Source organism: Rhizobium sp. AG855 (assembly GCF_003610655.1).
In the GTDB taxonomy this organism is placed as follows: Bacteria; Pseudomonadota; Alphaproteobacteria; order Rhizobiales; family Rhizobiaceae; genus Allorhizobium; species Allorhizobium wuzhouense.
Window position 1 is genome coordinate 14,408 of sequence record NZ_RAQG01000007.1, and the last position, 19,960, is coordinate 34,367.

The window sequence follows — 19,960 nt, forward strand, 5'->3', positions numbered from 1 at the left end:
AGGTCTCTCCGCCGGCCTTACTTCAGCGACTCGGCGAAAGCCTTGACGCCGTCCGGCTGCGTGCGCGACAGGAGCAGCGTCGGGACAGAGGTCTGCTCTGCCACCTTTTCACCCTTGAGGATTGCCAAAGCTGCGTTGACGCCGCTGGCACCCATCTCGAATGGCGACTGGGCGGTCACGGCCTGCAGCACGTTGTCGGACGAGAGCAGGCCCTTGGCCAGCTGTTCCGAGCCGTCAATGCCGAAGACATAGACGGAGCCTGCCTTGCCGGCGTTGCGGACGGCCTGCATGGCGCCGATGGTGCCGCCTTCATTGGCTGCATAGATGACGTTGACGTCGGCATTGGCCGTCAGGATGTCGGTCGCGACCGAGACGGCCTTTTCCGGCAGCCAGGCGTCCTGTTCGGTGACGACGTCGATGCTGTTGCCGTCAGCGGCCGCTTCCTTGAAGCCTTCGGTGCGCTCGCCGCTCTGTTCCGGCAGAAGTGACTTGAAGCCGAGGATCGCGACCTTGGCCTTGCCGCCCAGGGTTTCCTTGATGAAGCTTGCAGCCGCCTTGCCGGTGGTGGCGCCGAGATCCTTGTTCGAAGTCGAGAAGGTTGCCTGCGAAATACCCGCTTCCGTCAGGCCGCCATTGACGGCAACGACGACGATGCCCGCGTCGCGCGCCCGCTTCAGGGCCGCTGCCGAATTCTTGGCGGAAACGGGGGCGATGACGATCGCGTTCACCTTGCGGGCGATATAAGTGTCGATCGCCTGGCTTTCTTTCGCCTGGTCGCCGTCAATGTTGATTTCCAGCACTTCGGCGCCTGCCCTTTCGCCGGCATCGCGCATACCGGCCTGGAGCGACTTCATGAACTGGTCGCCCTGAAAGACGATGCTGGCGATGACAGGTTTGTCTTCGGCCGCGGCGATGCCGGTGCTGGCGGTCAGGCCGAGCGTGGCTGCGATGATGAGTTTCTTCATGGTCTTTCCTCCCTAAGGTTTCGATTGTTGATCACGGCCTCCTCGCCGTGACCGGCCTGCTATCCGGCTGTCGGGACCCTGTCGCCGATTTCGGCGAGCAGGATCGACATGTCGGGTATGCCGTCGGTGGCAGTTGCGCCGCCGAGACAATGGACCGCTGCGCGATGAGCGACAGCGGAAATGGTTTCGATCGACCAGCCTTCGTGCAGCCCGTAGAGCACCGCCGCGCAAAAGGCGTCTCCGGCGCCGACCGGGCTGACGATTGATGCGGGATCGACGGGATAGGCGGGCGTTCTGACCGGCGCGTCTGCGGGGGTGAACCAGATGCAAAGCTCGGGCGCATGAATGACGACGCCCTTGGCGACACCGCCATCCAGCAGTTTCTGGCCCGCCGTTTCCACTGATGACATCAGGAGCGTGCCCGCTTTGTCGCGAACGGCTATTCCGGTCGCACGCCCTGCCTCGGTCTCGTTGACGATGACGTAGTCGCAATGGGGCAGTGCCACGGCCACCTGGTCCGCAAAGGCGGGATCCTCGCTGGAGACGAAGTCGACGCAGGTCGTGAGACCGGCATCGCGCGCGGCTTTCAGCAATCGCGCCGCACCGGACGAGCCGTGTTCGTCTTTCCGGTCAAGCGCCGGCAGGAGCATCAGGTAACCGAGGTAGAAGATCCTGTGTCCGCTTGCGGCGTAGGCTGCGGGGTCGATAGCGCTGTCGGTCAACAGATCGTTGGACCCGCCGTGATAGAAGAAGGTACGGCTCTGGCCCGGCACATTCATCACATGGGTGTGGGCTGTGGCATGGCCGGGGAGCGTGCGAAGCCCCTCGACGTCGATACCGAGGGCCGCATGGCGATCACGCACATAGTCGCCGTCCCGATCGTCGCCCAGGGTGCCTGCCACTGAGAGGCGTCCGGGGAAGCCGAGCGAGGCAAGGTCGGTCACGACATTGGCCGCGCCACCGCCGACCCCCATGTCCTGGTGAAGGATATGTGCGAGGCTGCCTTGTTCCGGCCAATAGGACAGCGTGTGAATGCGGTCGACGATAAAATTGCCGACGCAGACGATGCCGCCCGGCTCTTGTCTCTCGCGTCTGTCTTGAACCTCCTCCCCGGTTCGCATCAGACGCCTCCTTCGTTCCAGAGAGGCTGGAGAGGCGGTTCGTCCTCCTCGATATCAGCAAAGCGACCGATCGGATCGAGGAAATAGTTGTCGGTCCGGTCGTCGTTGACCTGGCTGACTTCGCCGACAAGCACCGCCCCCTTGCCCTTCGCGCCATAGAAGCGGTGGTAGAGGCCGGTCGGGATGGTGACGCTCTGGCCGGGATGCAGGATCAGCGGCTGCCAAGTGCCGAGCTGGTGTTCGATCCCGTCCACGAGGACGGTCACGTCGGAGGCGGTCGTCTTATCCGCGGCGTCGGCGGCGCAGAATTCGATGACGAGATCGCCACCGGCGCGGTTGATGATGTCTTCCTGTTTGGCCTTGTGCAGGTGCGCGGGTGTGAGCTGGCCTTCCTGGATGAAGAGCAGCTTTTCCGCATAGCTGCGTTCGCCGTCCAGACCGAGGATGCCGTTGCGCAGGCAGAAGAGCACCAGACCCTGTTTTGCAAAACGGCCAGAGCCGAAGTCGGTCACATCCCAGCCGAGCTGACGGCTGCGCAGATAGTGTGCGACCTCCGGATTGGCCGCGACGTCGGCTGTTGTCCACTGGCCCCAAGCAGGAAGAGCCCACCGCCAAGTGTCCAGCATTCCGATGGCAAAACGCAGCGCGGCGTTGATTTCAGAGCGTTTCATTGCCGCGCCTCAATCGTAGTCGACGGTGACGACGCGGTTTTCGAGACCGGACTGAAGGGCTGCCGTCAACACAGCATGGTGGGCAGCAGCCTCAGCCGGGCTGGCGCAAGGGAAGCCATTCGCCGCGCCACCCGCCAGTTCGTCGACAAAGGCCGCCCACATCTGCTGGATTGCATCGGCGAAACCGAATTCGAAGATCTTGCCGGTGATGGCGGGGAAGACCGAGCCGTAGCCGAGGTCCTCCGTGTTCCAGGACTGTGTGCTACCCTGGTAGTCCATCCATTGCCACTGGCGCGGCTGCTTGGTGGAGAAGAAGGCGCTCTTCTTCATGCCGAGGATGCGGATGTACCAGGTGTTGGATTCGCCGGGCGCGATGCGCCAGGTCTTGAGGACGAGCGGGAAATCCTGATCTGCCGTTCGCACGCGACTGCTGATGGTGGCATTATCCCAGGTGGTGCAGGGCACCATGTTGCCCTTGCCATCCGGACGCTCGGTCACCCGCTTCACGAGATTGGCGTGCAATGTCTCCGGGTGCCAGCCGAGACGCAGAGGCACGTGCAGCACATGCATGCCGAGGTCTCCCATGCAGCCATAGGCGCCGTTGATGTGCTCCATGCGCTTCCAGTTGATCGGCTTATTCGGATCAATGTCGGAAGAATGCAGGAAGCCGGCCTCGACTTCGAGGATCTCGCCCATCTCGCCGCTTGCAGCCAATGCGATCACCTTCTGGGCGCCGGGGAAATAAGGCATTTCGGACGAGCAGCGGACGATAAGCTCCGGATGTTCAGCGAGCATTGCCATGATCGCCCGGTTTTGCTCGCGGTCCATACCGAAGGGCTTTTCGCCCAGCAGGTGTTTTCCGGCTTTCAGAATGTCCGTGTAGAACTCCGCATGCAGGACATGCGGGACTGCGCAATAGATCGCATCCACGTCTGGATTGGCCAGCAGTTCGCGGTAATCGGTGGTTGCCTGGCGGACCGAGGGGACATGGGTTTGAAACCATGCCATCAGGTCGGGATTGGTGTCGCAGACGGCAACGATCTCCGGCCGCGCCTTGGCGTCCGTCAGATGCATCCAGCGCGCGGCGGCGCTGGCGAATTCGCGTCCCATCAGGCCGCAGCCGATGACGCCGAAACGAAATGTCTTCATGTCTTTCCTCCTCCCGTCACGCTGCCTTAGCTAAGGTGGCGCGACGCCTCCTCGGCGGTTGCGCCGTCATGGACGATTGCCATCAATGCCCGGGTCATGCCGCCCGGATTGGCATGCTGGATGACGTTGCGGCCATAGACGATGCCGCGGGCGCCCTGTTCCATCAGAACCTTGGTGCGTGAGAGGATCTCCTGGTCGGAGACCCTGCCGCCACCGCGCACGAGAACCGGCAAGCCTTGCGCGATCTCGATGACGCGGTGGTATTCCGAGACGTCGTCGCAGGGGTCGGCCTTGATGATGTCGGCACCCAGTTCGGCTGCCTGGCGGACCAGCGGCAGGATCTTGTCGATCGCGCCGTCCACCATATAGGCGCCCTTGGAATTGTCCTGCATGACCAGCGGCTCCACCATCAGCGGCATGCCGTAGATCTCGCATTCGCGCTTGAGGCTGTTCACGTTACGCACACAGGCGCGGTAGACCTCCGGCTGGTTCGGCAGCATCAGCAGGTTGACGACCACGCAGGCTGCATCGAGCGCGATGGCCTGTTCAACCGGGCGGTCGATGACTTCGGAAAAGAGCGCGCTCGGCAGCGGGTTGCCATAGATATTGGCGATGTCTGTGCGCAGCACGAGGGCAGGGCGGGCCTTGCCGGGGATCGATTGCAGCATGGGCGCGGTGCCCGGCGGCAGCTGGATCGCATCCGGGGCAGCGGCGGCAATGATGTCGATCGCCGTGCGCATATTCTCAATGCCGGCCAGGAAGGTGCGCTCGTTGAACATGCCATGGTCGATCGCGACGTCGAAGCAGTTTCCAGACGTGCCGAAGAGGCGGTTGAGCCGCGCTGATTTCATCGATTTTCCTCCCGATGTGGTATCGTTTTCATGGAGGCTATCGATCGATTGCTGCGTCGTCAACGACGAATGTGGAAACGTTACCACATTTTCTCAAGCGTGAGATTTTGTCACGTAATGCTGCTGCGCGACCCGACGTTCAGTCGAGAGGATAGTGACAGGCGACCTCGCGGCCTGCCGAAACTGCGGTGAGCTCCGGCCGGGTCGCGCGACAGAGATCCGTGGCATAAGGGCAGCGCGTGGAAAACTTGCAGCCTGATGGCGGCGAGAGCGGGCTTGGGATTTCGCCCGTGAGCAGGATGCGGTCTCGCTTCCCCCGGTTGTGTGGCTGCGGAATGGCCGACAGCAGGGCGCGTGTATACGGGTGGTGCGGCCGCGCGTAGAGTGCTTCGGTCTCGCCGGTCTCGACGATCGAGCCCAGATACATGACAGCGACACGGGTAGAGACATGGCGCACGACGGCGAGGTCATGGGCAATGAAGACATAGGTGAGGTTCAGTCTCTCGCGCAATTCGCCGAAGAGGTTGACCACCTGCGCCTGCACCGAAACGTCGAGGGCGGACACTGGTTCATCGGCGACGATCAGCTTTGGCTCGACTGCCAGCGCGCGGGCGATACCGATGCGCTGGCGCTGGCCGCCGGAAAATTCGTGCGGATAGCGATCGAGATATTCACGGCGCAGGCCGACCAGTTCCATCAATTCGTCCAGCCGCTCGCCGATCGCAGCACCCTCGCGGATGTGATGGACGGAGAGTACCTCCGCCAGCATGTCGCGTACCCGCCTTTTCGGATTGAGCGAAGCGGAGGGGTCCTGGAAGATCATCTGCATCTTGCGACGAACGGGCTTGAGGGCTTTCGTATCGGCCTTGCCGATTTCCTGACCATCGAAGGTCAGTTCGCCTGCGGTGATATCGTAGAGGCGCGTCAGACAGCGGCCCAGCGTCGACTTGCCGCTGCCGGATTCTCCGACCAGTCCGAGCGTTTCGCCGGGGCGAACCTCAAGATCGATCGCGTCGACTGCATGCAGCACCTTGCCGGAGCCGGGCATCATGGTCTTGCCGACAGTGAAATTCTTGGTGAGCCCCTTTGCCTGGAGCAGCGGTGCGGCGGGGGTGATCTGAGGGGTCATGCCATTTCCTTGAGGGGGAGGGCTGCTTGCCGCAGGGCGGGGCGTTCGTCGTCGTCGAGGACGCAAAGGGCCGTCTGGTCGTCGGCGCGGCGCAGCGGCGGGCGATCCAGACAGGCAGAGCGGGCGAAGTCGCAGCGGGGCGCAAAGCCACAGCCTTCGCCGATCGTATCCGGTGTCGGCGGCATGCCGGGGATCGACCGAAGCTTGTCCAGCCGTTTGCCGGTGAGCGGCGGAATGGAGGCCATGAGGCCCCAGGTGTAGGGATGCAGCGGGCGCGCAAAGACGTCGTCGGTCCGCCCTCGCTCGACGATGCGGCCGGCATACATGACGGCCACCTGCTCGGCGACCTCGGCGACAACGCCCATGTCATGGGTGATCAGGATGATCGCCGAGCCGAAATCCTTGCGCAGGCGCAGCAGCAGGTCGAGCACCTGGGCCTGGACCGTGACGTCGAGTGCTGTCGTCGGTTCGTCGGCAACCAGAAGGGCGGGGTTGCAGGAGAGCGCCATGGCGATGACCGCGCGCTGGCGCATGCCGCCTGACAGTTGGTGCGGGTAGCGGTCGACGGCCTCGCCAGGATTGGACAGTCCGACTTCGCCGAGCAGTTCTACGGCGCGGCGGCGGGCAGCGCGGGCGGAGATGTTTTCGTGGGCGCGGATCTGCTCGGCGATCTGCCAGCCGATCGGATAGACGGGCGTCAGTGCCGTCATCGGGTCCTGGGAAATCAATCCGATCTCCTTGCCCCTGATGGAGCGCATCTGGCTGGCCGGAAGGTCGAGAATGGGCCGGCCCTTGAAGGAAACGGCGCCGTCGACACGGGTGGTCTTGGCATCGTGCAACCCGAGTAGCGACAGCAACGTCACGGACTTGCCGGAGCCGGACTCACCGACGATCGAGAGGATCTCGCCTTCGTGGACGCGGAAGGAGACGTCGCGCACCGCCTGGACCGGGCCGCGATCGGTGGCAAAAGAGACCGAGAGGCCGTCGACGTCGAGGAGAATGGGTTTGTCCGAGATGGCCATCGCTCAGTTCCCCCTGACCCGTGGATCGATCAGCACATAGACGACGTCAACCAACGCATTGGCGATGACGACGAAGAAGGAGGCATACATGACGGTGCCGAGGATCATCGGCAGGTCGAGGTTGAGGAGGGCCTGATAGGTCAGGCGCCCGACACCGTTCAGGCCGAAGACCACTTCCGTCAGAAGAGCGGCACCTCCGACCAGCACGCCGAAGTCCAGACCGAACATGGTCACGAAGGGAATGAGCGAGGTGCGCAGTGCATGGCGCAGCATGACGCGGGCGGGCGAGAGGCCTTTTGCGCGCGCCGTGCGGATGAAGTCTTCCTGGTAGGCTTCAACGAGATTGGCCCTCAAGACGCGACCATAGATGCCGATATAGAGGGCAGCGAGTGTGAACCAGGGGATCACAAGCGTCTTGAACCAGCCGATCGGGTCCTGCATCAGCGGCTTATAGCCAAGGGCGGGCACCCAAGAGAACAGCCAGGTGTCGTGAAAACGGCTCTGGCTGATCAGGTTCATCATCTCGCCCAACCAGTAAACCGGCATGGAAACCCCGATCAGCGCCAGCGCCATCAGCCCACGGTCGATCAGCGTGTCGCGCGTCAGGGCGGCCAGCACCCCGACGAAGATGCCACCGACGATCCAGAGGACCGCCGCACCCGCGACGAGAGAGAGGGTGACAGGTGCTGCGGCGACGACGGCGGGCACGATCCGGTAGCCGCGATTGACGAAGGAGGTCAGGTCCTGGGTGATGAAGAGGCGCTTCATCATCACGCCGTACTGGATCGGAAGGGGCCGGTCGAAGCCGAATTCCTTGCGGATCGCCTCGATGGTTTCCTGCGAGGCGTTGCGCCCGGCGAGACGCGCAGCGGGATCGGAGCCGGGTGTGGCGAAGAAGATCAGGAAGACGAGCGCCGAGATGCCGAACATCACGAAGATCATCTGGCCGAAGCGCTGGAGAACGGCAATGGTCATGGAGCCCTCCTCAGGCCAATTTGGTGCGGGGATCGAGGGCGTCGCGCAGGCTGTCACCAAGCACGTTGAGCGACAGCACCGTCAGGACGATGGCGATGCCCGGGGCGAGCGACACGATGGGCCGCGTGTAGAGCAGGGTCTGGCCGTCCTGGATGATCGTGCCCCAGCTGGCATCCGGTGCCTGTACGCCGATCGACAGGAAGGACAGCGAGGATTCGGTGATGATGTTGAGGCCCATCATCAGAGGAATGAAGACGATCAGCATGGTCGTCACATTGGGCAGGATGTCATGCAACAGAATGCGCCAGGACGGAATACCGAGACCGCGGGCGGCGAGCACGAATTCGCTTTCGCGCAACGACAGGACGCGACCGCGCAGGGGGCGGGCGACATAGGGGACGTAGATGATCCCGATGATGAAAATCGGCAGCAGGAGGCTGTCCGATCCGATCTCGATCGGGCCGATGACGATGCCGTTGGAGATCAGCACGATCGAGAGCGAGATGGCGAGCAGGTAGACCGGGAAGGCCCAGAGGATGTCGAGAATGCGCGACAGGATCTTGTCGACCCAGCCGCCGAAGAAGCCGGCGGATATGCCGATCAGTGCGGCAAGGACAAGACAGATGACGGTGGCGGAGGCGGCGATGAACAGCGAATTGCGGCCGCCATGGAGAACACGTGCTGCGACGTCGCGGCCTTGTGTATCCGCGCCGAGAAAATACTGCGCTCCCCAAGTCGGACCGATGGGCGTCACGCCGAGACCCAAGCCCTCTGTGGAGGCCTGCATGACCTTGACCCGCTTGCCATCGAGCATGATGCGGCCGCTGAGGTTAGAGCGGAACGGATCGCTACCGGCAACATAGCTGGCATAGAGCGGGGCAGCCAGGCTCGACAACACGATGACGAAAAGGACGAAGGCTGCCAGCAGTGTTGGCCGGTCGCGCTTCAGGATACGCCAGGCACGCCGCCACGGACCCGAAGACGGTCGGGTCAGGGGAGCGTCGGCGTGAATGGTTGGAGTTGCGTCGGTCATCTGGTCCCCGATAGGCCGATTGGTGGTTCGGGTGGCAGAGGACTGCCACCCGTTCTTCCGTCAAAGGGTGTTCACTTCACCCAGGACTGCGAGGCGATCCAGCGGTTCTGCTTGTTGAACAGGTAGTTGCCGAGGCGGGCCGAGGTGAAGTTGACGCTTTTCGGGGTGAACAATGGAGCCATGGGGGCCTGCTCCATGAAGCCCTTGTCGACTTCCGCCCACTTGGCGTTGGCGGCATCGGGATCGGTGAGGGCCAGTGTCATCGCCTCCTTCATCTTGGCGTCGAGATCCTTGTTGCAATAGCCGGAGATGTTGATGGAGGAATCGCTGCCGGGGGTGAAGGAGCTGCAGGACAGGAGGACATTGAGGAAGTTCGAAGCCGCCGGATAGTCCATATACCATTGGGATATACTGATCTGGACGTTGTTGTTGGTGTTCTGGATGTAGGTGAACTGGATGTTCGGCGAGACGGCTTTCATCGAGGCATCATAGCCGAGTTCGGAGAGTACGCTCTGGATGTAGGTGCCGATGCCGCGTGCGGTGGCATTATCCTCGGCGATCACAGTGACCTTCTGGCCCTTGGTGCCGGATTCCTCGACCAGTTGCTTGGCCTTCTCCATGTCGGGGCCGACCCATTCCGGGCCGGGTTCGGCGGTGTAGATGCAGTCGTCGACATGGCCGGGGAAGTCCGGCGGCAGGATCTGGCAGGTCGGCTGGGCCAGAACTTCGCCGCCGAACAGGCCGACGAGGGCGTCACGGTCGAGGGCATAGTTCAGGGCCTGGCGGGCCTTGACGTTGTCGAAGGGGGCGATGTTGGTGTTCATCGGCGCATACCAGAAGGCGGCGAGCGGATCGATGTGGATCTGGCTTGCATATTTGGCGCCGATTTCCGGCAGGCGGTCAGCCGGAGGCGTGTCGAACATCCAGTCGATCTGGCCGTTGACGATGGCGTTGATGGTCGCTTCTTCGGTCAGTCCGAACTTGTAGATGATCTCGTCCGCATAGCCGTCCGGCTGGGCGTCGACGCTCCATTCCTTGAAATGCGGGTTACGCTTCATGACCAACTGTTCGGTCGGATTGTAGCTGTCGAAATAATAGGCGCCGGTGCCGGGGATCGGCGTGGTGCCGGCATCGGCGGCCGGCGCGTCGGCCGGGAGGATCGATGCGTGCGGGACGGCGAGTTTGGAGAAGATCTCCGAATCCGGCGCGACGAGGTTGATGGTCACGGTGCCGGCCGCATCGTCGGCGATCACGCCGCCTTCGAGCGTGCAGGTCTCGGCCTCGGCAATGCATTTGTCGGCGCCGACGAAGCCGTTGTAGAAGCTGCCGGTGGTCGGGCCCTTGACCTTGAAGATGCGCTGGTAGGATGCCAGCACGTCAGACGGCTTCAGCTCCTTGCCATTGGAGAACATGATGCCCTTGCGGATCTTGAAGACATAGGTCTTGCCATCATTGGTCGGCTCAGGGATCGCTTCGGCGATCGACGGGACGATCTCGAAGCCGTCGGTGCCGCCGGCCTGCTTGAACTTGACGAGGCCGTCATAGGTCATCTGGTAGAGCTGCCAGAACTGGGCCGTGTAGTTGATCATCGGATCGATGGTGCCGGCTGCCGAAACGGCGGCAAGCGTCATGGTGCCACCACGATGCTTGGCCATCAGTTCGGCGCGGTCCTCGGCCAGAGCTGCGCCGGATAGCGCTGTCTGGGCCAGTAGAATGCCGGCGGTCAGGAGACCGGCGCGGCGGGCAAGAGGCTTCAGATAGAGTGTCATGATGCTGTTTCCCTCTGTTTTTGTTTGAACGTCTTCGTCGCATGTGCCCGTTGGCCGGGCTTGTCGTTGGTGTTGGTCAGGGTGCCTTTTCGTCGAGGAAGGCAGAGACTTCGGCCATGCAGGCTTTGCGTTCCTCGACATGCGGCATGTGGCTCGATTGTTCGAAAATCCTCCAGCGCACATCCGGGATTTCGTCAGCATAGGGCTGCACGCAGGCTTCCGTCGCCTCGTCGTAGCGGCCGGAAATCAGCAGGGTGGGGACGTTGATGGTGGAGAGACGGCCGACGATCGACCACTCCTTCATCGTGCCGATGACGTGGAACTCGTTGGGACCGTTCATGGTGTGATAGACGGTCGGATCCGTGCCGATCGCATCGAATGTGCGCTTCACCTCGTCTGGCATCGGCACGACGCGGCAGACATGGCGCTGGTTGAAGACATCCGTTGCCTCCATGTATTCCGCGCTGTCGGTCGTGCCGGCTTCCTCATGGCGCAGCAGAGTCGCCTGGACGTCAGCGGGCAGGTCGGCACGCAGGCGGTTGGCTTCCGAGATCCAGGTGCTCATCGCAGCCGGTGAATTGGCGATGATCAGCGCCTTCAGGCCAGCGGGGCGTTCAACGGCGAATTCCGCGCCGAGCATACCGCCCCAGGACTGGCCGAGCAGGCAATAGCCGTCACGGATGCCGAGATGGTCGATCAGATTGTGCAGTTCGGTGCGGAAGAAGGGGACGGTCCAGAAATCCGCGCCCTTTTCTGGCAGGTGGGTCGACTTGCCATTGCCGACCTGGTCGTAATGGATGACGGCACGGCCAGTGGCGGCAATGTCCTTGAAGCTGTCGACATAGTCGTGAGTGCAGCCGGGACCGCCATGGGCGACGATCAGCGGCGACTTGCCCGAGGCGAGATCGCCGGTGATCCGGTACCAGGTCTTGTAGTCGCCGTAAGGGGCGAAGCCTTCAGTGATCGACACGCGTGATGCTCCTTTGTCGTCTCATGGTCTTTCAGCCGCCTGTCTTTGTGCGGCGGTCGTCGCGGCAGATCGCTTCCGCCGTTTCTTCTGTTGTCATGCCCCAGTCCATTGCGATCTTGCGCAGCCGCTTCCAGGCGCCGTCCTCGTCGAGCTGTTCGGCCTGCAAAAGCTTGAGGATGGCGCGGACGACGACGGGACGCTGGCGCAGCCTGTCTTCCAGTACGCGGATGTCGTCGGCCTGGCTTCGCGCGATCTGGTAGGCGTGGGCGGCGATCAGGATCGCGCTATAGGCCCCGGTCGAGCCGATCGGTTTCAAGAGATGGGCGTTCGAGCCCTGCGCCAGCGCCCATTCGACGCGGCCGGGGGCTTCGGAGCCGATCAGGGCAACCATCGGCATCGGGGCAAAGCCGCGCGGCCAGGGGAACTGGCCGTCATGCCCCATGTCTGCGTCGAAGAAGACGATATCGGCATTGACATGCGAGGCATCGATCTGCGGCCAGACCACCTCAACCGTCATGTGCAGGAGATCCAGCTGGCGGGCGAGCGCCTCGACCGAGGGGTGTTCCCGATGCAGGATGAGGGCGCGCCAGGTGGCAAGGGAGAGGCGACCGGGGCGGCTCATTTGACCACCTTCAGATGACTGCCCTGACGCTGCAAATGGCTGTCGCCATCACCCTGCTTCGGTCGGTGAAAGGCATGAACCAGATAGGGGTCGGCCTCTACCGGCTCGGCTGCGCTGTGGAAGATGTCAAATTCGCCGCTCGTGTCCGAAACGGCAAGATGCGGGCGAAGGGCTGCATGATGGGTTCGTGGGTGAATGGCGACTGGCCCCATGGGGGTGTCGAAAGATCGTGATGTCACGACGCGGCGAATAGCGTCCGGCGCGTCGGTGGCTGCATCCTTCATCGCCTGCGCCAGGATTGTCACGCTCATATACGTCGCACAGAATGACGTTGTGATGCGTCGCTCGGCTCCGTAGCGGGCAGCCATCCGGGCTTTGAATTCGCGGTTCTCCTGGATGTCCAGCCGGTTGAAGTAGGGTGCGGCGGCGATGTGTCCGGCGCGGGCCTCGGGGGTCAGACTGTCCAGCTCCGTTTCCGAAAGGTTGCACCCAACGATGGGTGGCGCTGCGGGGCGATTGCGACGCCACAGGTCGTAGGCCGCGAAGAAGGCCGTGGCTGAGGCGCCGACGAGATTGCTGAGGATGAAATCCGGCCGTTTCTGCTCGATCTCCGTGATCAGGTGATCGACCTCAACCGCGCCGAGCGGAACGAAACGTTCGGAGAGCACCTGTCCGCCCGAGGCCTCGGTGAGTTCGCGCGCGATACGACTGTTTTCCCAGCCCCAGATATAGTTCGAGCCGACGATGAAGGGCCTGTTGCCGAAGCGCGGCAGGACATGGTCGAAGAGGGGGAGGAGATGCTGGTTGGGGCAGGCGCCCAGATAGATGGCGCTGTCGCTCGCCTCATATCCCTCATAGGGAAAAGCGTACCACAGGAGCGCACCGTTCCGCTCGATGGCCGGCAACACATCCTTGCGGCTCCAGGACGTGATCGTTCCGATGACATGGCGGCAGCCGTGATTGCGGATGGCAGCTTCCGTTCGCAGCGGATAGAATTCTGCACGGCCGGCGGGATCATCGATCCTTGGCTCAAGCCGGAATGGCAAGTCGTTGTCGGCATTGACTTCGGCGATGGCCGCAAGAGCGCCAGCCAGAGCTTCGCGACCGAGAGCCGCATAGGGTCCGGTGGTGGAGTATAAGATGGAAATGGGATGTGCTTCGCGTGTCCTCATGCGACGCCCCAGATCTGGCGGTGCGGCCGCAAGACGAATCCCATCAGAACTTCCAATGCCTTCATGGTTGACACCCACGCCTGCTGTGGCCGCGTTCCCGCCCACTGGCTGTCAGAAACGAAAAAGGCCCCGCACCGCGTCTAACGCGGTATCGGGGCCCAATTGCCATCTGGCATCCAATGCCTTTTCGGGGTTCAAGCTAGGATATGGATGTTTTGTGGTCAATCACTTTGTTTGCCCAAATTTTGGGCCAAAGGGCTTTGAACGTCTCTGCTCCCTGCGGAAATCGGATCGGCGTCCACTCCATGCCGGCGGGAAATTCCTGCGACAAGGCGGCAATCACTGTTGTCGCAGAATGCGGCAAAGCAGCTTGGCCAGATCTTCCCGAAACTGCGGGCCGTCGTCCTCGAGATTGGTCAAGGCTGCCGCCACCGTGCTGATAGAGGAGATGAGCGCCACAGATCCGATTGCGAACATCAGCGAGAGCCCTGAGTCCGGCTCGCCCTCCATGTCGGCAACGAGTCCCATTTTCTGGAGTGACACCAGGATCGTCTGATGCATCGGCTTCAGCAGAGCCTCTGTAATCAGCTCTTTACGATCGTCACTTACATTAGAAATGAGTTCGGTAAGAAGGACCCGTGAGAAGGCCGGAAGCTGGAAGATCAGGTCAACGAGATGGGTGCTGATGAATGGCAGCCTGTGCTCCTGTGGCAGGTCTTCCGCCTGACGCATGAATTCCGCAGCTTGAAGCCTCGAATCGTCACTGACGGAGCGCACGACGGCCTCCCACAGTCCGAATTTGGAGCCGTAGCGATAGGAAATGAGGGCGACATCGACCCCCGCTCGCGTTGCGATCAAACGCAGAGGTGTCTTGTCGAAACCGTGTTCCGCGAAGCTCGTCAGTGCCGCTTCGAGCAGGGTGTCGGTGTCTTGTTCGTCGCCCTTCCTGGGCCGCCCCCGGTTTCGCTCCGCTGAAGTCATATGTGCGTACGCCTCTGAATTGACTTAATCGCCATTTGAATACATATATTCAATGCGTGATGAATAAAACTCTTTTCGTCGTCAACCTCACCACCGGAACGTCTCATGGTCAATCAATCCCAACGTCTGCAAGGCGGCAGATTGCGAAGGGTAACGCTGTTCGCCGCCTTTTCCGTTCTCGCGCTTTCCTCCTGCGAGGGTGACAACAAGAAGACCGAGGTTGATGTTCCTCAGGTCACCGTCGAGGTTGCCAAGCTCGACCGGGATGTTCTGCGTGCTGCAGGCACGGGGGAAATCAAGGCGCAGGTCGAAAGTGAGCTGTCTTTCAAGCTCAGTGGCCGGGTGATCGAGCGGCAAGTGGGCGTCGGGGATCGCGTGACCGCCGGTCAGGTGCTCGCGACGCTGGATCCGACGGAACAGCTTGCCGATATCCAATCCGCAGAGGCCGGCGTTTCGGCGCAGGATGCAACGCTGCGCAAAGCCAGCTCCATCCTCAATCGCCGCAAGACACTGATCCAGACCGGCGCGTTGTCGCAGCAGGAAGTGGATAGTGCGCAGCAGGAGTTCCTGTCTGCCCAGAAGGACCTGGATGCCGCCAAGGCCAGACTGGAGACGGCGCAGGAGGCGTTGAAGCAGACTGAGCTTCGAGCCGATGCGGACGGAACTATCACGGCCCGGAATGTTGAAGTGGGGCAAGTGGTGCAGGCGTCTGCCACTGTCTTCACCCTGGCGCATGACGGTGCGCGCGACGCGGTGTTCAACGTGCAGGAAAACGCCCTGAGCACCGGGGCAGAGCCGATCTCGCTCAATGTGAGCCTTCTGTCGCGTCCGGATATCTCGGTGCCGGCCAAGATCCGCGAGGTCAGCCCCACCCTCGATCGCTCGCTCGGAACCGTGCGGGTCAAGCTTTCGGTCGAAAATGCCCCTGCGGAAATGACCCTCGGTGCTGCCATCGTGGCAAATGTCGTGCTGGCGCAGCAGGACCGCATCTCGATTCCCTGGCAATCGATTTTTTCCAAGGAAGGCAATCCGGCCGTCTGGGTCGTCGATCGTGATGCACTGACGACTGCGCTGAAGCCGGTCAAGATCGAGCGCTACGACGCTGATCGGGTCGTCCTCACGTCCGGCATTGAGCCGGGGGAACTCGTCATCGTCGATGGTGTGCAGTTTCTCCGAGAGAACCAGAAAGTTGCCATTCTGAAAGGAGCGGCTCAATGAGAGCTCCCGCCTTGATTCCACTTTTGCTTCTGGCAGGGGTCCTTTCTTCGTGTTCCGACGACCAGCCTGAAGCCGTTGCGCCGGTACGCCCGGTTCTCTTCGTCGTCGCCGAGCCCAGGGCGGCTGTCGTGTCCGGGTTTACCGGTACAGTTGAAGCCAAATTCAGTACGGACCTCGGATTCCAGGTGCTCGGGCGCATCACGGCCCGGCATGTCCATGTCGGCGACCTTGTTCAGAAGGGGCAGGTTCTCGCCAATCTGGATTTTGCGGCCCTGGAGCTCAGCGTGAAACAGGCCGAGGCGGACCTCGCCTCCGCCAACGCCAAACTTGATCTGGCACGTGTTACCGAGCAGAGGCAGAAGACGCTGGTGGCCTCGAATGCCAGCACTCGAGAGCAACTCGAAGAAGCCGTGCAGGCCCGCGAGGCCGCCGAGGCGACTGTTCAGCAACTCGAGGCAAGCCTGGACAAGGTTCGCGAGCAGCTGACCTATGCCACGCTGACGGCAGATACGGACGGCGTGGTTTCCGCTGTTTCAGCAGAGGTCGGTCAGGTCGTTTCGGTGGGAACCCCTGTTGTCACCATTGCCCGTCTCGAAGCGCGCGATGCGGTCGTCGACATTCCGGACCGCTACGGTGCTCTCACCGCCATCGGCACGCCGTTCGAGATCACGCTTCAGGCGAACCCGGCAAAGACGGTACGCGGCACCGTTCGCGAAACGACGCCTCAGGCTGATCCCGCGACGCGCAGCCGGAGAACCAAGATCGCTCTCGAATCCCCTCCGGACAGCTATCGCCTCGGCAGCACCATCACGGCCTCGCCGATCGCCCGCACGGACGATCACCTGTGGCTTCCGGAAAGTGCCGTCGGCGGTACTGATGGCAAGCCGTTCGTCTGGGTCATCGACGCCACCAAGAGTACCGTTTCCAGGCACGAGGTCGAGGTGCAGCCATCGCTGGGCGGCGGTTTCGACATCATCAGCGGCATCAATCGCGGCGACCGCATCGTCTCGGCCGGCGTGAACTCGCTCACCGACAACCAGCCCATCCGATTTTCGAATGAGACCCCCCTATGAACAAGTCATTCAATCTTTCCGAATGGGCCCTGCAGCACAAGTCGCTCGTCTGGTATTTCATGATCCTGTCGATGGTGGCGGGCATCATGTCCTACATCAATCTCGGACGTGAGGAGGATCCGGATTTCAGCATCAAGACCATGCTGATCCAGGCCTCGTGGCCTGGCGCCTCCGTCGATGAAATGACGAGCCAGGTCACCGACCGCATCGAGAAGAAGCTGCAGGAACTGGATTCTCTCGACTATACCAAGAGCATAAACACGCCGGGTCAGACGACGATCTACGTCAACCTGCTGGAAAACACCAAGGCTGCGGACGTGAAGCCCACATGGGTCAAGGTCCGCAATATGATCAACGACATCGCGCCGACATTGCCGCAGGGCGTCCAAGGCCCGGCCTTCATCGACAGTTTCGGCGATGTCTACGGCAACATCTATGCCTTCACGGCCGATGGCCTTACCCAGCGACAGCTGCGCGACTATCTCGAATCCGCTCGCCAGCAGATCCTCTCCGTGCCCAATGTCGGCAAGGTCGAGATGATCGGGGCGCAGGACGAAGTCGTCTACCTCGATCTTTCGCCCAAGCAGATGGCCGCCTTGGGCATATCGCAGCAAGACATCGTCCAGACGCTGCAGAACCAGAATGCCGTTGTGGCGTCGGGGACGCTGCTGACAAGTTCGGAACGAATCAATCTGCGCGTCTCCGGGCAGTTCGCCTCCGATGAAGCGCTGCGCAACATCAATCTGCGCGTCAACGATCGTTTCTTTCGCCTGAGCGACGTGGCCACCATCACCCGCGGTTACTCCGATCCGGAACAGCCGCTGTTTCGCGTCAATGGGAAACCCGCGATTGGCCTGGCGATCGGCATGAAGCCGGGCGCCAACCTGTTGCGCTTCGGCGAAGCTTTGACGGAAAAGATGGACAAGGTGATCGCGGATCTCCCGATCGGGATCGGCGTTCATCATGTCGCCGATCAGGCCGTCGTTGTCGAGGAAGCCGTCGGCGGATTTACCAAGGCTCTGTTCGAGGCGATCGCCATCGTGCTTGCGGTGAGCTTCATCAGTCTTGGCATGCGGGCCGGTTTCGTCGTCGCCGTCTCCATCCCACTCGTCCTCGCCATCACCTTCGTCTTCATGGAGTATCTCGGAATCTCCTTGCAGCGCATTTCGCTCGGGGCCTTGATCATCGCGCTCGGCCTGCTGGTCGACGATGCCATGATTGCCATCGAGATGATGGTGTCGAAACTGGAGCAAGGGGAACCCTTGCCCAAGGCGGCCACGGCCGTCTGGACGTCGACGGCCTTTCCCATGCTGACCGGGACGCTGGTTACCGTCGCCAGTTTCATTCCTGTGGGCCTGAACGATAGCGCGGCCGGTGAATTTACCTTCACGCTGTTCGTCGTTATCGGCATTTCTCTGATCGTCTCGTGGATCGTTGCGGTACTTTTCGCGCCGCTTCTCGGCATTCTCATTCTGCCGAGCGCCATGAAGAAGCACGCGGAAACCAAGGGCTTCTTCTCGCGTACCTTCAGCGGCCTGCTGAACGTCTGCATGACCTGGCCGAAACTGACCATTCTGGCGACGGCCGGTCTCTTCGGCCTGTCGCTCTTCGGCATGGGCTTCGTGCAACAGCAGTTCTTCCCGGCTTCCGATCGTCCTGAGCTGATTGTCGACTGGACCGCGCGGCAGAACTACACGCTGGCGCAGACCAAGGCCGAGATGGATGGGTTCGAGGCGAAGCATCTCATCGGCAATGAGGACGTCGATCACTGGACGTCCTATGTCGGCCAGGGAGCGAAGCGCTTCGTTCTCTCCTTCGATGTTCAACCGAATTCGAGCAATTTCGGCCAGATGATCGTCGTGGCGAAAAGTGTGGAGGCGCGTGACCGGCTGATCGCATCGCTGTCTCAGGCTGCCACCGTCGAATATCCGGGTACAGATGTCTTCGTGAAGCAGATGGAACTTGGACCGCCTGTTGGCCGGCCGATCCAGTACCGCGTGGCTGGGCCGGACCCGCAGAAGGTTCGCACCTACGCTGCCGATCTGACCTCGGTTCTCGGCGACAATCCGCGACTTGGGCGCATCGTCTCGGATTGGAACGAGCCGGCGCGCGTTGTGAAGGTCGACCTGTTGCAGGACAAGGCGCGCCAGCTTGGTGTCAGTTCCTCGGATATCGCGACAGCGCTCAACAATGTGACGGGTGGTTCCACCATCACGCAGATCCGAGACAGCATCTATCTCATCGATGTCGTTGGACGGGCTCCGAAGGCCGAGCGGGAGTCGATCGAAACCTTGCGGAACCTGCAACTGCCAGGCAGCAACGGTCAGGCCGTCCCGTTGGCTGCGATTGCAAACTTCCATTATGAGCTGGAGCAACCGGTCGTCTGGCGCCGCGACCGAATGGCGACGATCACACTTCAGGCGGCGATCACCGACGGCTCGCAGCCGGCGACCGTCGACCAACTGTTGAAGCCGTCGATCGACGCATTCTCGGCGAAGCTGCCGGACGGCTACACGGTGGAGACGGGCGGATCCGTCGAAAGCAGCGCAAAGAGCCAGGCACCGATCGTTGCCGTCGTTCCTCTCATGCTGCTGACCATGACCACGATCCTGATGTTCCAGTTGCAGAGCTTCCAGCGGCTTTTCATGGTGTTCATCGTTGCACCGCTGGGATTGATCGGGGTGGTTGTCGCCCTGCTGTCGAGTGGTGCGCCGCTCGGTTTCGTGGCGATCCTCGGCGTTCTGGCTCTGATCGGGATCCTGATCCGCAACTCGGTCATTCTCGTGGTGGAAATCGACTCATTGCGAAAAGCCGGAAAGGATGCGTGGGAGGCTGTCAGGGAGGCCGCAGAGCACCGGATGCGACCGATCATGCTGACGGCTGCGGCCGCAAGTCTCGCGCTGATTCCGATCTCACGCGAGATCTTCTGGGGGCCGATGGCCTATGCCATGATGGGGGGCATCGTCGTCGGGACCGTGCTGACGCTGCTCTTCCTGCCCGCGCTTTACGTGGTCTGGTTCGGTATCAAGCGTCCAGAGACCGAAGAGCCTTCCGAGACCGTCGTGGCCTGACGTGCAAAGCAGCCGCGCCGGCGCGGACTGACGCAACAGCAAGACAGCGATGGCGGCCGTTTCGTCGGCCGCCATCCGCGTTTGATGGCAAGCGACTGGTATTCGACAAGTCTGTCTGCAATCTGGCCTGCTCGGAATAATCTACTCCCGTCTCCTGCCTGACGGGAA

17 protein-coding genes are annotated in these 19,960 nt (G+C 61.9%); 3 read left to right on the forward strand and 14 right to left on the reverse strand.

Translation table 11 applies throughout. The features are described 5' to 3' along the window. Positions 1–17 precede the first annotated feature (17 nt). The 14 genes from DFO46_RS22270 to DFO46_RS22335 all read right to left on the reverse strand — a co-directional run bounded on the left by DFO46_RS22270 (position 18) and on the right by DFO46_RS22335 (position 14,430). Positions 18–965 carry a substrate-binding domain-containing protein gene (locus DFO46_RS22270; protein WP_120279144.1) on the reverse strand — a complete coding sequence of 316 codons (948 nt, stop codon included), beginning with the start codon at positions 963–965 and terminating at the stop codon, positions 18–20. Between the two features lie 59 nt (positions 966–1,024). Further along, the gene (locus tag DFO46_RS22275; protein WP_120279145.1) at positions 1,025–2,086 is read right to left on the reverse strand and encodes a carbohydrate kinase family protein; all 1,062 of its coding nucleotides are present in this window, start codon (positions 2,084–2,086) and stop codon (positions 1,025–1,027) included. Then, entirely contained in the window at positions 2,086–2,757 is a 672-nt protein-coding gene (locus DFO46_RS22280) for a D-lyxose/D-mannose family sugar isomerase (RefSeq protein ID WP_120279146.1), read from the reverse strand. The genes DFO46_RS22275 and DFO46_RS22280 overlap by 1 nt, the downstream gene beginning before the upstream one ends. 9 nt (positions 2,758–2,766) lie before the next feature. Beyond that, complete coding sequence (locus DFO46_RS22285; protein WP_120279147.1) at positions 2,767–3,906, reverse strand: Gfo/Idh/MocA family oxidoreductase; 1,140 nt, start codon at positions 3,904–3,906, stop codon at positions 2,767–2,769. A 26-nt stretch (positions 3,907–3,932) separates the two neighbouring features. Beyond that, positions 3,933–4,757 (reverse strand): aldolase, encoded by an 825-nt coding sequence (locus DFO46_RS22290; protein WP_110793619.1) that lies wholly within the window; start codon positions 4,755–4,757, stop codon positions 3,933–3,935. A 139-nt stretch (positions 4,758–4,896) separates the two neighbouring features. Further along, on the reverse strand, positions 4,897–5,886 hold the full coding sequence (locus tag DFO46_RS22295) for an oligopeptide/dipeptide ABC transporter ATP-binding protein (protein ID WP_120279148.1): 990 nt from the start codon (positions 5,884–5,886) through the stop codon (positions 4,897–4,899). Beyond that, positions 5,883–6,908, reverse strand: a complete 1,026-nt coding sequence (locus DFO46_RS22300; RefSeq protein ID WP_120279149.1) for an ABC transporter ATP-binding protein — start codon at positions 6,906–6,908, stop codon at positions 5,883–5,885. Before DFO46_RS22300 ends, DFO46_RS22295 begins: the two co-directional genes overlap by 4 nt. 3 nt (positions 6,909–6,911) lie before the next feature. After that, the gene (locus tag DFO46_RS22305) at positions 6,912–7,883 is read right to left on the reverse strand and encodes an ABC transporter permease (protein ID WP_110793622.1); all 972 of its coding nucleotides are present in this window, start codon (positions 7,881–7,883) and stop codon (positions 6,912–6,914) included. Between the two features lie 10 nt (positions 7,884–7,893). Continuing rightward, on the reverse strand, positions 7,894–8,916 hold the full coding sequence (locus DFO46_RS22310; RefSeq protein WP_120279150.1) for an ABC transporter permease: 1,023 nt from the start codon (positions 8,914–8,916) through the stop codon (positions 7,894–7,896). Between the two features lie 71 nt (positions 8,917–8,987). Then, a complete protein-coding gene (locus DFO46_RS22315) occupies positions 8,988–10,685 on the reverse strand; it encodes an ABC transporter substrate-binding protein (RefSeq protein WP_120279151.1) in 1,698 nt (565 codons plus the stop codon). A 76-nt stretch (positions 10,686–10,761) separates the two neighbouring features. Beyond that, positions 10,762–11,655 carry a proline iminopeptidase-family hydrolase gene (locus tag DFO46_RS22320; RefSeq protein ID WP_120279152.1) on the reverse strand — a complete coding sequence of 298 codons (894 nt, stop codon included), beginning with the start codon at positions 11,653–11,655 and terminating at the stop codon, positions 10,762–10,764. Between the two features lie 31 nt (positions 11,656–11,686). Next, complete coding sequence (locus DFO46_RS22325; protein WP_110793626.1) at positions 11,687–12,277, reverse strand: ANTAR domain-containing protein; 591 nt, start codon at positions 12,275–12,277, stop codon at positions 11,687–11,689. After that, positions 12,274–13,449, reverse strand: coding sequence for a transporter substrate-binding protein (locus DFO46_RS22330; RefSeq protein ID WP_120279153.1), 1,176 nt, complete (start codon positions 13,447–13,449; stop codon positions 12,274–12,276). The genes DFO46_RS22325 and DFO46_RS22330 overlap by 4 nt, the downstream gene beginning before the upstream one ends. A 339-nt stretch (positions 13,450–13,788) precedes the next feature. Beyond that, positions 13,789–14,430, reverse strand: coding sequence for a TetR family transcriptional regulator (locus DFO46_RS22335; protein WP_120279154.1), 642 nt, complete (start codon positions 14,428–14,430; stop codon positions 13,789–13,791). Positions 14,431–14,535: 105 nt separating this feature from the next. Between DFO46_RS22335 and DFO46_RS22340 the strand changes: the two genes are divergently transcribed. From DFO46_RS22340 to DFO46_RS22350, 3 genes are read left to right on the forward strand one after another with little or no spacing between them, the layout of a single operon-like run. Continuing rightward, entirely contained in the window at positions 14,536–15,648 is a 1,113-nt protein-coding gene (locus tag DFO46_RS22340) for an efflux RND transporter periplasmic adaptor subunit (RefSeq protein ID WP_120279155.1), read from the forward strand. After that, positions 15,645–16,721 carry an efflux RND transporter periplasmic adaptor subunit gene (locus DFO46_RS22345; protein ID WP_120279156.1) on the forward strand — a complete coding sequence of 359 codons (1,077 nt, stop codon included), beginning with the start codon at positions 15,645–15,647 and terminating at the stop codon, positions 16,719–16,721. Before DFO46_RS22340 ends, DFO46_RS22345 begins: the two co-directional genes overlap by 4 nt. Further along, the gene (locus DFO46_RS22350) at positions 16,718–19,792 is read left to right on the forward strand and encodes an efflux RND transporter permease subunit (protein WP_120279157.1); all 3,075 of its coding nucleotides are present in this window, start codon (positions 16,718–16,720) and stop codon (positions 19,790–19,792) included. Before DFO46_RS22345 ends, DFO46_RS22350 begins: the two co-directional genes overlap by 4 nt. Positions 19,793–19,960 lie beyond the last annotated feature (168 nt).

Excerpts from the sequence above, each read along its gene's own strand:
- DFO46_RS22270 (WP_120279144.1), bottom strand. The coding sequence starts at position 965 with ATGAAGAAACTCATCATCGCAGCCACGCTCGGCCTGACCGCCAGCACC.
- DFO46_RS22275 (WP_120279145.1), bottom strand. The coding sequence starts at position 2,086 with ATGCGAACCGGGGAGGAGGTTCAAGACAGACGCGAGAGACAAGAGCCG.
- DFO46_RS22280 (WP_120279146.1), bottom strand. The coding sequence starts at position 2,757 with ATGAAACGCTCTGAAATCAACGCCGCGCTGCGTTTTGCCATCGGAATG.
- DFO46_RS22285 (WP_120279147.1), bottom strand. The coding sequence starts at position 3,906 with ATGAAGACATTTCGTTTCGGCGTCATCGGCTGCGGCCTGATGGGACGC.
- DFO46_RS22290 (WP_110793619.1), bottom strand. The coding sequence starts at position 4,757 with ATGAAATCAGCGCGGCTCAACCGCCTCTTCGGCACGTCTGGAAACTGC.
- DFO46_RS22295 (WP_120279148.1), bottom strand. The coding sequence starts at position 5,886 with ATGACCCCTCAGATCACCCCCGCCGCACCGCTGCTCCAGGCAAAGGGG.
- DFO46_RS22300 (WP_120279149.1), bottom strand. The coding sequence starts at position 6,908 with ATGGCCATCTCGGACAAACCCATTCTCCTCGACGTCGACGGCCTCTCG.
- DFO46_RS22305 (WP_110793622.1), bottom strand. The coding sequence starts at position 7,883 with ATGACCATTGCCGTTCTCCAGCGCTTCGGCCAGATGATCTTCGTGATG.
- DFO46_RS22310 (WP_120279150.1), bottom strand. The coding sequence starts at position 8,916 with ATGACCGACGCAACTCCAACCATTCACGCCGACGCTCCCCTGACCCGA.
- DFO46_RS22315 (WP_120279151.1), bottom strand. The coding sequence starts at position 10,685 with ATGACACTCTATCTGAAGCCTCTTGCCCGCCGCGCCGGTCTCCTGACC.
- DFO46_RS22325 (WP_110793626.1), bottom strand. The coding sequence starts at position 12,277 with ATGAGCCGCCCCGGTCGCCTCTCCCTTGCCACCTGGCGCGCCCTCATC.
- DFO46_RS22330 (WP_120279153.1), bottom strand. The coding sequence starts at position 13,449 with ATGAGGACACGCGAAGCACATCCCATTTCCATCTTATACTCCACCACC.
- DFO46_RS22335 (WP_120279154.1), bottom strand. The coding sequence starts at position 14,430 with ATGACTTCAGCGGAGCGAAACCGGGGGCGGCCCAGGAAGGGCGACGAA.
- DFO46_RS22340 (WP_120279155.1), top strand. The coding sequence starts at position 14,536 with ATGGTCAATCAATCCCAACGTCTGCAAGGCGGCAGATTGCGAAGGGTA.
- DFO46_RS22345 (WP_120279156.1), top strand. The coding sequence starts at position 15,645 with ATGAGAGCTCCCGCCTTGATTCCACTTTTGCTTCTGGCAGGGGTCCTT.
- DFO46_RS22350 (WP_120279157.1), top strand. The coding sequence starts at position 16,718 with ATGAACAAGTCATTCAATCTTTCCGAATGGGCCCTGCAGCACAAGTCG.